Source organism: Roseibium sp. MMSF_3247, from assembly GCF_030733765.1.
Lineage (GTDB): Bacteria > Pseudomonadota > Alphaproteobacteria > Rhizobiales > Stappiaceae > Roseibium.
This window is the reverse complement of sequence record NZ_JASHII010000006.1, coordinates 216,625-229,458: the sequence shown is the minus strand read 5'-3', so window position 1 is coordinate 229,458 and position 12,834 is coordinate 216,625. Positions and strand designations below refer to the sequence as shown.

General features: G+C 56.8%; 17 protein-coding genes. 14 read left to right on the top strand and 3 right to left on the bottom strand.

All coding sequences use genetic code 11. The features are described 5' to 3' along the window. Positions 1–79: 79 nt before the first annotated feature. The 5 genes from RBB44_RS19875 to RBB44_RS19855 all read left to right on the top strand — a co-directional run bounded on the left by RBB44_RS19875 (position 80) and on the right by RBB44_RS19855 (position 3,829). A complete protein-coding gene (locus RBB44_RS19875; RefSeq protein ID WP_306149192.1) occupies positions 80–1,318 on the top strand; it encodes a ubiquinone biosynthesis hydroxylase in 1,239 nt (412 codons plus the stop codon). 42 nt (positions 1,319–1,360) lie between these two features. After that, entirely contained in the window at positions 1,361–2,233 is an 873-nt protein-coding gene (locus RBB44_RS19870; protein WP_306149193.1) for an SDR family oxidoreductase, read from the top strand. 62 nt (positions 2,234–2,295) lie between these two features. After that, positions 2,296–2,490, top strand: coding sequence for a twin transmembrane helix small protein (locus tag RBB44_RS19865; protein ID WP_008191614.1), 195 nt, complete (start codon positions 2,296–2,298; stop codon positions 2,488–2,490). Positions 2,491–2,533: 43 nt separating this feature from the next. Beyond that, positions 2,534–3,109, top strand: coding sequence for a cob(I)yrinic acid a,c-diamide adenosyltransferase (locus RBB44_RS19860; RefSeq protein WP_306149194.1), 576 nt, complete (start codon positions 2,534–2,536; stop codon positions 3,107–3,109). A gap of 27 nt (positions 3,110–3,136) precedes the next feature. After that, positions 3,137–3,829, top strand: coding sequence for a rhomboid family intramembrane serine protease (locus RBB44_RS19855; RefSeq protein WP_306149195.1), 693 nt, complete (start codon positions 3,137–3,139; stop codon positions 3,827–3,829). Positions 3,830–3,880: 51 nt separating this feature from the next. Here the strand turns inward: RBB44_RS19855 and RBB44_RS25555 are convergent, their stop codons facing one another. Both RBB44_RS25555 and RBB44_RS19850 read right to left on the bottom strand, forming a co-directional pair. Next, a complete protein-coding gene (locus RBB44_RS25555; RefSeq protein WP_371932284.1) occupies positions 3,881–4,240 on the bottom strand; it encodes an RT0821/Lpp0805 family surface protein in 360 nt (119 codons plus the stop codon). A 28-nt stretch (positions 4,241–4,268) separates the two neighbouring features. Next, positions 4,269–5,177, bottom strand: a complete 909-nt coding sequence (locus RBB44_RS19850; protein ID WP_306149196.1) for a hypothetical protein — start codon at positions 5,175–5,177, stop codon at positions 4,269–4,271. Between the two features lie 89 nt (positions 5,178–5,266). On the opposite strand from RBB44_RS19850, the gene RBB44_RS19845 reads away from it, so the two are divergent. From RBB44_RS19845 to RBB44_RS19805, 9 genes are all read left to right on the top strand, one after another. Beyond that, complete coding sequence (locus RBB44_RS19845; RefSeq protein WP_209002679.1) at positions 5,267–5,809, top strand: RNA polymerase sigma factor; 543 nt, start codon at positions 5,267–5,269, stop codon at positions 5,807–5,809. Beyond that, positions 5,806–6,612 carry a hypothetical protein gene (locus tag RBB44_RS19840; RefSeq protein ID WP_306149197.1) on the top strand — a complete coding sequence of 269 codons (807 nt, stop codon included), beginning with the start codon at positions 5,806–5,808 and terminating at the stop codon, positions 6,610–6,612. The genes RBB44_RS19845 and RBB44_RS19840 overlap by 4 nt, the downstream gene beginning before the upstream one ends. A gap of 161 nt (positions 6,613–6,773) precedes the next feature. Beyond that, positions 6,774–7,523, top strand: coding sequence for an electron transfer flavoprotein subunit beta/FixA family protein (locus tag RBB44_RS19835; RefSeq protein WP_008197339.1), 750 nt, complete (start codon positions 6,774–6,776; stop codon positions 7,521–7,523). A 23-nt stretch (positions 7,524–7,546) separates the two neighbouring features. Then, positions 7,547–8,479 (top strand): electron transfer flavoprotein subunit alpha/FixB family protein, encoded by a 933-nt coding sequence (locus RBB44_RS19830; protein WP_306149198.1) that lies wholly within the window; start codon positions 7,547–7,549, stop codon positions 8,477–8,479. 136 nt (positions 8,480–8,615) lie between these two features. Next, positions 8,616–9,497: a 3-hydroxybutyryl-CoA dehydrogenase gene (locus RBB44_RS19825; RefSeq protein WP_133952773.1), complete on the top strand. Its 882-nt coding sequence runs from the start codon at positions 8,616–8,618 to the stop codon at positions 9,495–9,497. 14 nt (positions 9,498–9,511) lie between these two features. Next, on the top strand, positions 9,512–10,999 hold the full coding sequence (locus tag RBB44_RS19820; RefSeq protein WP_306149199.1) for an acyl-CoA synthetase: 1,488 nt from the start codon (positions 9,512–9,514) through the stop codon (positions 10,997–10,999). 81 nt (positions 11,000–11,080) lie between these two features. Continuing rightward, positions 11,081–11,278 carry a putative motility protein gene (locus RBB44_RS19815; RefSeq protein ID WP_055673057.1) on the top strand — a complete coding sequence of 66 codons (198 nt, stop codon included), beginning with the start codon at positions 11,081–11,083 and terminating at the stop codon, positions 11,276–11,278. Positions 11,279–11,598: 320 nt separating this feature from the next. Further along, entirely contained in the window at positions 11,599–11,856 is a 258-nt protein-coding gene (locus tag RBB44_RS19810; protein ID WP_133952775.1) for a hypothetical protein, read from the top strand. A gap of 42 nt (positions 11,857–11,898) precedes the next feature. Continuing rightward, positions 11,899–12,111, top strand: coding sequence for a hypothetical protein (locus tag RBB44_RS19805; RefSeq protein ID WP_008196545.1), 213 nt, complete (start codon positions 11,899–11,901; stop codon positions 12,109–12,111). Positions 12,112–12,169: 58 nt separating this feature from the next. Here RBB44_RS19805 and RBB44_RS19800 read toward each other — a convergent pair whose 3' ends face one another. Further along, positions 12,170–12,832 carry a TlpA disulfide reductase family protein gene (locus tag RBB44_RS19800; RefSeq protein ID WP_133952776.1) on the bottom strand — a complete coding sequence of 221 codons (663 nt, stop codon included), beginning with the start codon at positions 12,830–12,832 and terminating at the stop codon, positions 12,170–12,172. Positions 12,833–12,834 lie beyond the last annotated feature (2 nt).

The following is a 12,834-nucleotide window of genomic DNA, read 5'->3' as shown; positions in this document are numbered from 1 at the left end:
TTTGATGAAGTCTTGGACGTGTGTTGACGTTAAAGTCAAGATGCCCCAACGGAAACGAGGGGCGAGGAGTTTGTAAGCAATGGCAAGATCCAAAAAGAGCGACGAGATGTTTGATGTCGTCATCGCAGGCGGCGGCTATGTCGGCCTGTCGCTGGCGCTCGCGCTGAAACAAGGGGATCCGGGCCTCAAATGCGCTGTTGTTGATCCCAAGCCGATGAACACGCTCGATAAGGATCCGCGCGCATCCGCCATTGCAGCGGCCGCGTCCCGAATGCTGAGCCAGCTCGGCATCTGGGAGAAAATCTCCGATAAAGGCCAGCCGATCAACGAGATGATCGTCACGGACAGCAAGTTGCGCGATGCGGTGCGTCCTGTTTTTCTGACCTTTGACGGTGAAGCGACCGATGGCGAACCGTTTGCGACCATGATGCCCAACGGTGTCATGATGCCTGCGCTCTACAAAGCAGCCAAAGCGCTCGGAACAGTGTTCTTTGCGCCCAACAGTGCCGCGACCTTCCGGAACAATCCGGATCACGTGGATCTGGAACTCAACGATGGCAAAGTTCTGAAAACCCGCCTTTTGATCGCTGCCGATGGTGTCCGTTCCAAGTTGCGGGACCTTGCAGGCATCCGGACGGTCAATTGGGACTATAAGCAGTCGGGCATTGTGACAACGATCAAGCACGAGCGTCCGCACAACGGCCGCGCCGAAGAACACTTTCTTCCCGCCGGACCCTTTGCCATTCTGCCACTGCCGGGCAACCGCTCGTCCCTTGTCTGGACAGAAAAGACGTCCGATGCCGACCGCTTGGTCCGCTCCGATGATTTCACCTTCGAGCTGGAGCTGGAGCGCCGCTTCGGGCATCACCTTGGGACTTTGGAAGTTGACGGCCCTCGCCAGGCCTATCCGCTTGGTTTGAAGTTGGCACGGGAGTTCGTGAAACCGCGGTTTGCCCTGATTGGTGATTCGGCCCACGGCATTCATCCCATCGCAGGCCAGGGACTGAACCTCGGGTTCAAGGATGTTGCAGCGTTTGCGGAAGTCATCATTGATGCCCGCCGTCTCGGCCAGGACATCGGCGCATTTGACGTTCTGGAGCGCTATCAGCGGTGGCGCCGGTTCGACACGTTCCAGATGGGTGTCGTGACGGATGTCCTTAACCGTCTGTTTTCAAACGATATTGATATCCTCCGGGCTGCGCGAGACTTCGGCCTTGGGCTGGTTGACCGGATGCCGAGCCTGAAAAGCCAGTTCATCAAGGAGGCATCCGGTTTTGCCGGTCCAGTGCCGAAATTGCTTTCAGGAGACCCGATCTGATAGGAGATGACGTCTCCGCTAGGTTTCCTGGGCAGCGCTTGCATGAACGATCAAAATTCCAGCTATCCGCAGCACCGGTCCATTTTGATGACCGGCTGCTCCTCCGGGATTGGCGAAACATCAGCCCGTCTTCTCCGCGGACGCAATTGGCGCGTCTTCGCGACCGCGCGCAAGCTGGAAGATGTTCAACGCCTGAAGGATGAGGGATTTGAGTCCTTTCAGCTCGATTATGAAGATCCGGATTCGATCCGTGTGACAGCTGATGCCGTTTTGGAAGCCACAAACGGCGAGCTGGATGCCATCTTCAACAATGGCGCCTACGCAATCCCGGGGGCACTGGAAGATCTGCCGACCGATGGTCTCAGAGCCCTTTTCGAAGCCAATTTCATCGGCTGGCACGATTTGACGCGCCAGATCATTCCCGCAATGCGCGCCCAGAAGTCCGGACGGATTGTGCAGTGTTCGTCTGTTCTGGGCTTTGTGGCGCTCAAATACCGGGGTGCCTACACGGCTTCCAAATTTGCGCTCGAGGCTTACACCGACACCTTGCGCCAGGAGCTTGCGGGCACAGGGATTCACGTTTCGCTTATTGAGCCCGGGCCGATCGACACTAGGTTCACGCAGAACACGATCGCAAACTTTGACCGGTGGATTGGCGAAGAGGGGTCCAAGCAGTCCGTTCACCGCGAGACTTACGAAAAACGCCGGATCCGGATGGAAGCTGGAGAACCGGGTCCCTTCAAATTGCCGCCAAGCGCAGTCACCAAACCTCTGATCCACGCCATAGAGTCACATCGGCCAAAAGCGCGATACCGTGTCACCATCCCGACAAAGGTGATGGCGATTGCAAAACGGCTCCTGCCGACACGTGTTTTGGACAGGTTCTGTATCTGGGCGGCGGATGGCGAAGAATAAAACCCGGATCCGGCCGAAAAACCTGGTGCAGGGAAACGCGGGAAACGACAAGGACGTAATTGATGGAACAAATCTATGATATTCTCATTTTTGTCGGCATGGCGGCCGTGGCGCTTGTGCTGTTTGCGGGGCTTTTGAACATGTTCCGCAATGGTCCTGCCAATCGTTCTCAAAAATTAATGCGCTGGCGGGTGGGATTGCAGTTCCTGGTGATTGTCCTTGTGATGGGTGGGCTCTACTTCTTCGGCAAAGGCTGACAAGCCAGCTGAAAACACGAACATTTCTGCGGGATGGGATTTCATGGTCGTACTGAACAAGATCTACACAAAAACCGGTGACAACGGCACGACCGCGCTGGGTTCCGGCGAGCGCCGGCCGAAATACGATCTGAGGATCGATGCTTATGGCACCGTTGATGAAACCAATGCCATCGTTGGTATGGCCCGGTTGCATACCGTAAGCGTTGTTCCGGACATCGACGCTGTTCTGAATCGCATCCAGAATGATTTGTTTGATCTCGGTGCGGATCTTGCCACACCGGAAACCGATCAAGACCTGGGCTACGAGCCGCTCCGGATCACGGACGGCCAGGTTTCGGCAATTGAAGAAGCGATTGATAAACTAAACGCAGATCTCTCGCCGCTTCGTTCCTTCGTTTTGCCGGGTGGCAGTGCGGCCTCTGCCCATTTGCATCTCGCAAGAACGGTTTCCCGCCGTGCTGAACGCTTGATGGTCGAACTGGCCGACCGTGAAACCATCAATCAGGCGGGCATACGATACATGAACCGTCTGTCGGACTACTTCTTCGTTGCCTCCCGTTATCTCAACAACAAGGGCGAAGAAGACGTGTTATGGGTTCCGGGTAAAAACCGCTAATCGGCCCATAATTTCAGGACGCCAGCCATGTTTCTCCCGCTTCACGATCACAATCGGCTGAAACATGTCCCGCGGCCTTATGTCAATCTTTCGCTGATTGCCGCCAATGTGCTGGTTTTCCTGGTGGTACAAGGCGGCGGTATATCTGAAGGTGCGAGTGCTTCGGTCTATTCCTACGGGCTTGTGCCAGCGGTCTTCTTCGACCTGCGTGATCTAGCCCCGCATCTCCAGGTGCTGCCTGAATGGTCCGGGATCGTGACATACGCCTTCTTGCATGGCGACTTCATGCATCTCTTGGGCAACATGCTGTTTCTTTGGGTGTTCGGCGACAATGTGGAAGATGCGGTCGGCCATATCGGTTACCTGGTCTTCTATCTCTTGTGTGCAGCTGCCGGTGGTTTTGCCTACGCAGCCCTTGATCCAGGTTCTGAAATCCCGTTGATCGGCGCATCGGGTGCCGTATCGGGTGTGGTGGCGGCTTATTTGATGCTGCACCCGCGCGTGCGCATCTGGGTGCTCGCGTTCGGCCGTATTCCGTTGCGGCTGCGTGCGGTCTGGATCTTGGGAGCGTGGGTCATTTATCAGTTCGTGCAGATCGCGACATCGATCGACAGTCAAGTCGCCTGGATTGCCCATATCGGTGGTTTGGCGGCAGGTGCAATCCTCATCTTTTTCATGAGGCGACGCGGAGTGGTGCTGTTTGATCGGGATCTCGCGTGACGGTGATTGATTTAAACTCGGGAACGAGAGCCTAAATCCTCACCTTGGATCTCAAGCAAGCAGCCATTTGCCGGATTTGTTGCGACATGCCGTGCCGTTGTCTTGTCGCCTTGTTCCGGATGCGAGCAGGATATTCTCCCGATAGGCCCGACAATAAACGCCGCTTCGGGTTTTCCATGTGCGGACCGGGGTCACAGATCCGCTGGCGCCGGTTTCCTGGTTCCGCCAAGAGCTAGTTTTTCCCGACAAGGATGTTTCTAGAGCATTTTGAAACGTGGCTTCGGCCATCGTTTGATCGGACCGCGCAAGACCGCTGTCGGTACCCGGCCCGACAAGCGCCGAGGCTGTGCATCCGCTGATAGCTGTGACCAGTGTTAGGACCGGGAGTATACGTGCCGCCCTTATATCCACCCGAATTCGCAACGCTTAACCTCTCCCGCTATTGCCACCCCCGGTCGATCGCCTCTCTCTCTTCGCTGGCGGACAAAGGTTCGCCGCCAGGCGCGCTGTTTCCCTGGAACCGAGACCGACCTGGAACCAAACCCCTACTTTGGGAAGCGGGCGATTGTGCGGCAGGAGTAGGTGCAGGCGATTGCTCCGGCTGATTGTCGTCGTCATTGTCATTTGAAGGCGCCCGTCCACCATCAGCCGCATCTGAGCCTCCGCGATTGCCGCCGTCGTTGTCATTATCTCCGGAATCGCTCTGGGCTTCGCTTTCAGTGCCATTTCCGCCGCGATCACTTCCGCCTCGGTCGCTCCCGCCGCGATCGCTGCCACCACGGTCGCTGCCACCACGGTCGCCACCGCCTCTTTCGCTGCCACCGCGGCCGCCATCGCCATCACTGTCGCCGTCGTTGTCTGCATCGGAGCCGCCGCGCTCACCGCCGCCACGTTCGCTGCCGCCTCTTTCACTACCACCGCGACCGCCATCACTGTCGTTGTCGCTGTCGTTATCTCCGTCGGAGCCACCCCGTTCACTGCCGCCTCGGCCACCGCCTCCGCGACCATTGCCGTCGTCGCCGCCCCGGTCACCCCTCTCGCTGCCACCGCGGCCGCCGCCACGGCCTTCACCGCCACCGCCGCCCCGGTCACCACCTCCGCGGCTGTCGGATTCCGCGACTGCGGCGATGGTCGTTTTCTGGTCAAACAAGGGGCTGAAGTAGACACAGGAAAAAACCAGCGCCGCAGCCACCACACCGGGCAGACGTCGGACCATCGCAGAGAGGCGGTCATGCAATGGCGTCTGGCGGGTGTGTTCCATGTAGTCGTTGTCTTTCAAGGCTTGCGCGCGCCTGACAATCTGAAGATTGTTTCGGCTTTCCCCTCTAGAACCCTCAAGTGGGTACATTCCTTCCTGCAATGTAGTCAAAAAATAGCCGGGATCAAAAGTCTAACTCCCGTGTTGTAGAGTTTGAGAGAGGCGTGGCGGAGAACTTCTTGGCCGATGAACCACTGAAAGCGGACATGATCCGCTTGATACCGAAACTGAGAAGTTTCGCGCTGCGGCTATGCCGGAATCCGGATCAGGCAGACGATCTGGTGCAAACAACGTGCGAGCGGGCCATTCGGTCGCTGGATCAGTTTGATCCGGCAACCCGTCTGGACAGCTGGATGTTCCGGATCCTGCAGAATCTTTATTTCAACATGCAGCGGGACACGGCCAACCGCGCAAGACTGTTTGAGAAAGCGATGTTCGATTATGACGACACGTTTGACGGCCAACGGGCGGCAGTTTCCAGCTTGGAATTGCAACAGGTTCGCCGATTTATCGAGCAGTTGGACGACGACAACAGAACGGTCTTGATGATGATCGCCATAGATGGGCGCAGCTACAAGGATGTTGCCGAAGAGCTGCAGGTCCCGATCGGCACGGTCACAAGCCGGCTGGCCCGCGCACGGTTGAAATTGAGAGACTGGCTGGAAGCCAGAAAGTCACCGGATGGCGCATCGCAATCGGCATCTACGGGGGTGGTGTCATGACGTTTGATGAAAAGAAAAGCCAAATGGACTTAGCCCAGGATATCGGGCTGATCCTAGACAATGAAATGCCGCCCGAAGCGCGGGATGAATTGCTGATCCGTCTTCAGGCTGACGCCGATAGCGCAGAAATGATGAAGCAAATGGCGGCAGATCAGGCGCTGCTTCAAGAGGTGCTGCCGCCGTCTGTTCCGGATGCCACCATAAAGAGGATTGAGAGCGTCATTGAACGCGAATTCGACCGCCGGGCGCCGAAAGCCGGATCTGACAGGCACTGGAGCCGCGCCATTGTTTATCTTGCGGCCTCCCTTGTTTTGGTGGCCGGAACGTTTGCCGTCACGAATTTCTGGATGCAGTCCCGGATGGATCAGGTCGTGGCCTCGCTTGCGGTCCATATGGAGACGGAACGTCTTGCCCTTGCTCAGACGGTTCAGGAGGCCTTGGAAACAAAGGTCAGTGGAGAACCGGTCGCGATCGGACAGGATGGAGACTGGTCGGAAATCCTGACGCCAATCAAGACCTACAAGAGCAAAAGCGGGCATTGGTGCCGGCAGTACTTGAGGGAAACCCGGTTCGGGAACCTGGATATGACCATTCGCGGAACTGCGTGCCGTGATGAAAATGGTGTCTGGACCACGGTTTTTGCCGAGCCCGTGTCAGATAATTCCCTCCACAAACCAACGGGATCTGATTTTTCCAATCACTTGCATGGCGCTGATTGCCTGCGCCTGCTGCATTTTGCCGCGCTGCCGCAATGTCATGTTTGCGACGCAACTTTTGCAAAGCACGGCAAATTGCGCCTTTAGCCCTTTTGCTGTCATTGACAGGTGCCGCGCAGGTCAGTACCGTCCCGCGCCATGCGCCACGGTTGGCTTGTTTCCGCCGTTTGTGACGAAGCGTTACAGGGCGGGCGCAAGCCCTTTAATGCGGTGCGGTGAAAGCCGGCCCAGCAAGAGGTTGAGACCAAATGAAAATCCTCGTACCCGTGAAACGGGTCATCGATTACAACGTGAAAGTTCGCGTAAAAGCGGACGGTTCCGGAGTGGATCTTGCCAACGTCAAGATGTCCATGAACCCGTTTGACGAAATCTCCGTGGAAGAAGCCCTGCGCCTGAAAGAAGCCGGCAAGGCGACTGAAGTTGTTGTTGTTTCCGTTGGTCCGCAGCAGGCGACCGAAACACTTCGTACCGGTCTTGCCATGGGTGCCGACCGCGGCATTCTGGTCAAAACGGACGAAACAACCGAGCCGCTGGCTGTTGCCAAGATCCTGAAGGGCATTGTTGAAGCCGAAGAGCCGGGCCTTGTGATTGTTGGCAAGCAGGCAATTGATGATGACTGCAACCAGACCGGCCAAATGCTTTCCGCCCTTCTTGGCTGGAGCCAAGGCACGTTTGCATCCAAGGTTGATCTTGGTGACAGCACTGTTGATGTGACCCGCGAAGTCGACGGCGGCCTTCAGACCGTCAAGTTGAAGCTGCCTGCGATCGTTACGACCGATCTGCGTCTTAACGAGCCGCGCTATGCATCGTTGCCGAACATCATGAAGGCAAAAAAGAAGCCGATCGACGAGAAGACACCGGACGATTACGGCGTCGACATCACACCGCGTCTGACGGTTGTCACCACGGCTGAGCCGGCTGCTCGTGAAGCTGGTATCAAGGTTGGCTCCGTGAGCGAACTGGTCGAAAAACTCAAGAACGAAGCTGGTGTCCTTTAAGGACCGTCGCAGGAGGAAAGAAAATGACAACACTTCTTGTGGCTGAACACGCTGGTGGCGCTCTGAACGATGCGACATCAAAGGCTATGTCCGCTGCTGCGGCTCTTGGCTCCGACGTCCATGTTCTGGTCGCCGGTAAAGGCGTTCAGGCTGTGGCTGAAGCTGCGGCGAAGCTCTCTGGCGCTGCCAAGGTTCTGGTTGCTGAAAGTGACGCACTCGAGCACCAGCTTGCAGAACCAATGGCTGACCTGATTGTTGGCCTGGCCGGTGACTATGATGCGATCGTTGCTCCGGCAACCGCAAACGGCAAAAACACCTTGCCGCGCGTTGCAGCCCTGCTGGACGTCATGCAGATCTCTGACGTTACCGCAGTGATCGACGCTGAGACCTTCGAACGCCCAATCTACGCAGGCAACGCGATCCAAACTGTCAAATCCGGCGATGCGAAAAAAGTCATCACAGTGCGGACATCCACGTTCGCAGCAGTTGAAGAAGGCGGTTCTGCCGCCATCGAAACCGTTGCTGGCACAGAGGGTTCCGGCTTGTCCGAATTCGTTGGCGAGGAACTTTCCAAGTCTGACCGTCCGGAACTGACGTCCGCCAAGATCATCATCTCTGGTGGCCGCGCGCTGGGCTCCGAAGAGAAGTTCCAGGAAGTCATCATGCCGGTTGCCGACGCACTCGGCGCAGCGGTTGGTGCATCCCGTGCGGCTGTTGATGCCGGGTATGCCCCGAACGACTGGCAGGTCGGTCAGACCGGTAAGGTCGTGGCTCCGGATCTTTACATTGCCTGCGGCATCTCCGGTGCGATCCAGCACCTTGCCGGCATGAAGGATTCCAAGGTGATCGTTGCGATCAACAAGGACGAAGAAGCCCCGATCTTCCAGGTCGCGGATTACGGCCTGGTCGCCGACTTGTTTGACGTTCTGCCGGAATTGAAGGCGTCAGTCGAATAAGACCTGCGGCAAATTGATCACGGACCCCGGGGTGAATGTCAGTTTTCGCCCCGGGGTTCTTGCTGTTCGGCGAAAGACTTGCCAAAAATAACGGCAATAAGCCCAGTCGGGCATTTTATTCAGATCGGATATTCAGATGGCAGTCGAAATCAAGAAAATCGGCGTGATTGGCGCGGGTCAGATGGGCAGCGGGATCGCACATGTGTGTGCGCTGGCCGGCTACGAAGTGGGATTGAGCGATATTTCCATGGAGCGCATCGAATCCGGCCTGGCATCAATCAACGGCAATATGGCCCGTCAGGTATCCAAGTCGATCATCACTGAAGAAGAGCGCACGGGCGCTCTGGCCCGCCTGAAGCCTGCCGAGGATGTAGATCTTCTGAGCGATGCGGATCTGGTGATTGAATCGGCTGTCGAGAACGAGCAGGTCAAACGCAAGATTTTCTCCCAGCTCTGCCCGATCCTGAAACCGGAAGCGATTCTCGCGACCAATACATCCTCGATTTCCATCACGCGCCTGGCGGCGACAACCGACCGTCCAGAGCGGTTTATCGGAATTCACTTCATGAATCCGGTGCCGATCATGGAACTGGTGGAGCTTGTTCGCGGTATCGCGACCGAAGACGAAACGTTTGAAGCGTCCAAGAAGTTCTGCGATCGGTTGGGCAAGCAGATCGCTGTTGCTGAAGACTTTCCGGCCTTTATGGTCAACCGCATCCTGTTGCCGATGATCAACGAGGCGATCTATACGCTTTACGAGGGTGTCGGCTCGGTTGAATCCATCGACAAGGCTATGAAACTTGGTGCCAACCATCCCATGGGCCCCCTGCAACTGGCGGATTTCATCGGTCTCGACACCTGCTTGTCGATCATGCAGGTGCTTTATGAAGGTCTTGCCGACACCAAGTACCGTCCGTGTCCGCTTCTCGTAAAGTATGTCGAAGCTGGTTGGCTTGGCCGCAAGACGCAGCGCGGTTTCTACGACTACCGCGGTGAGGTTCCTGTCCCGACCCGCTAACCGGTTCCGTTGTCGTGAATCTCGCCCGCTATTGTCTGACCAACGCCAGTTCCGATCTGGACAAGATCGCTTTGGAAGTCATCGGTACTGCGGGCGAGCGTCTGGAAATCTGGACTTACGCGGATCTGACGCGATCAATCCTCTCGGTTGCCAATGGCTTGAGGCTTGAGGGCTTTGAGCGTGGCGACCGCGTTCTCTTGCGTATCGGACACTCCAGTGACTTTCCGCTGCTCTTTTTCGGGTCTATTGCAGCTGGCCTCGTTCCGGTTCCGACCTCTGCGCTGCTCACGAGCACCGAAACGGATACAATTCTCTCTGACTCTGGTGCTGCAGTTGTTGTCCATGACGGCAAAACGGCCTTGCCGCCGTCTGGGCCCGCGCGGGTCATTGGCCCAGAGGGGATCGCTCAGCTCAAACAATCTGATCCCGGAGAATTTGAAAATACAGCTGCTGATGACCCCGCGTTTCTGATCTACACGTCAGGCACCAGCGGAACTCCGAAAGGTGTCCTCCACGCGCAAAGGGCTGCTGTTGCCCGGGCGCCGATGTATCTCGGCTGGTATGGCATTCATGCTGACGACCGCTTGCTCCACGCCGGTGCCTTCAACTGGACCTACACGCTCGGTGTCGGGCTGATGGATCCATGGGCCAATGGCGCGACCAGCGTCGTTTATGACGGCCCGCGCGATCCTCAAGTCTGGCCCGAAATTCTGACTGCGAGCAATGCGACGCTGTTTGCTGCGGTGCCCAGCCTTTATCGGCGGATCCTGAAGTACGGTGAGGTTTCAGAAGGATCTTTTCCAAACTTGCGTCATGGCCTGACTGCCGGAGAAGCTCTTCCTGCAGAGCTCTATCACACTTGGAAGGCGCGCACCGGACGCGAGCTTTATGAAGCGCTGGGCATGAGCGAAATCTCCACCTACCTCTCCAGCAGCCCAATCGTGCCAGTGAAGCCTGGTTCGCCCGGGCGGCCTCAATCCGGCCGGAAGGTTGCGATCCTCGATGAAACTGTAGAAAGCGAGGAGTTTGCGAGGCCGGATACGGCCGGCCTTTTGGCGGTTCACCGGGATGAACCCGGTTTGATGCTCGGGTACTGGAACCGGTTAGAAGAAACACAGGCCGCTTTCCGAGGCGATTGGTTCCTGACGGGTGACCGGGCGCGGGCCGATGCAGATGGCTACTACTGGTATGAGGGCCGGGCCGACGACCTCATGAATGCGTTTGGCTATCGCGTTGCGCCGGAAGAAGTGGAACGCACCTTGGTCGCGCATCCGGCAGTTTCTGAAGTTGCCGTAACAACGGTTTCCTCCGGGTCCGGGGTCGACTTGATCACTGCTTTTGTTGTTCCCGCGGACCCGGACAGTTTCGATGAAACTGATCTTGCTGCTTTTGCGGTCGACCGGTTGGCGGACTACAAACGTCCAAAGGTTTACCGAATCATTTCTGAACTGCCGCGCACACCGTCGGGCAAAGTGCAGCGCAAGGCGCTTTCTAAAAATTAAACTCGGAAAAATGCCGTAAGTTTTTGTTAACGTGTGTTTAAGGCGGCGCGGTTAGTGTTTGCCTATAACTAGGAGACCGAGATGGACAGCGTTGGGATCGCCAACACATTTGTAGCCATGACCCAGGCCCAAACCGGCCAGGCGCTTCAGGCTGAAATGATGAAGATGGCAGCCCAGCAAGACGCCAATCTTGTGGCACTTCTCCAGCAGGGTGCTGAGAGCCTTCAGGCCGCCGCCCCGCCCCCGGGTCTTGGAACCCAGGTGGACGTCAGCGCCTGATCAGTTCTTCATTGCAGCCTTGTCCGCGCGTCAGCGGTCATTCCTTAACATTTCTGAAGAAACTCCCCATTCGGATTCGGAACCATGCCGGTTGCGGTTCTTGAGTTCCTTATTTCCTGACACGTGTCGGCAGCACGGCTTCTGATAAATGCAAATCAAGTCAGTAACTTAAATCTGATAGCTAAAATTTTAATCAATTTGTCTTGACTTTAGTAGGCTTTCATAAGGCTTCAAGCCAAGTAACTTGTTGTATTTACTTTATTTTCTCTGACTTCGGCACAATATGAGTTGTTGTGTTTTACGTAACGAACGGTGCCGTCATGCCAGAAGGAATTGGATATGGGGCGTCCCCGGCATTCCAGCCTTCGCTGGCGGTGCCGAGAGGCGACCAGCTTGCGCAGCAGGCACAACAAATCAACGCGCGGCAGTCTGCAGTCGTCGCAGAGACAGTGCAGCGGCAGGCGGATTTCAGTTCAAACCGGGCCGAAAGTCTTGCCCGGGTCGCTGAACAAATCGAGCAGCGCGCGCAGACAGATGCCGGCCCAGGGGTCGGCGATGTTGTGGACATAACAGTTTAGAACGCAGAGCGTTCGCCCATACAACGCCAAAGGAGATCCGATATGGCGAGTGTATCAGACAGCACCTCTTCATCTGCAGCCTACAGCGCTGCCGCTGTCCGCAGTGAACTGGCAACCAACGCGGTTCGTGATCAGAACGAACAAGAGCGTCAGGTTGCGCAGCAGTTGGAAGAGTCACAGGCAACAGACGAGCAGGACCGCCGTGAACAGCGGCAGATTCCAGGCCTCGGCGAAGCTGTCGACATCACTGTTTAAAGAAACAGGCGGGATCCACACCCCGCCAATATGATCAGTTGGTCAGACCGGTGGCGGATCACGCCTCCGGTTTTGTCATGGACGCATTGATCAAGGCCTTGGCCTCGCCAGAGGCCCATTCCGCCGGACCGTACATGGTCCCAACTTCACAGCCATCAGGGCTGATGAGGATTGTTGTTGGAAGCCCCGTGGCACGGGCGACTTTCCGCAAGTCCTTCAACAGACCATTTTTGGCATCGTGGTAATAAGCCAGGTTGCCGACCCCGATTTCTTCCAAAAACGCTTTTGGCTTTTCAGGACCGCCGCGGTCAAGATTGACCGCCACCACTTCAAAATCCGCGTTACCGAGCTCGGCCTGCAGCTCATCCAAGGCGGGCATTTCCTTACGGCAAGGTGCACACCATGTGGCCCATAGGTTCATAAGCACAGTCCGGCCCTCAAAGTCCGCCATCGTGATGGGCTGGTCATCCGGGCCCAGGAACGTCAGGTTGCTGAGGTCCAGCGGCTGACTGGCCGGAAGGAAGGCCGCGACCTCTCCCTTGGCATGCGGGGCCACCGCTTCTGCAGAAACAAGGGCGGCCGAACAGCTTTCGCCGCTGCCAATATTGCCATTTTGGCCGTTGATCACGTATAGAGCCGCTACAGCAGCCACTGCACCTGCAAGCCCGGCGGCATAGAGTTTCCGATTGGAGGACTTGGCAGGTTCGGTTGGCTTCGTCATTC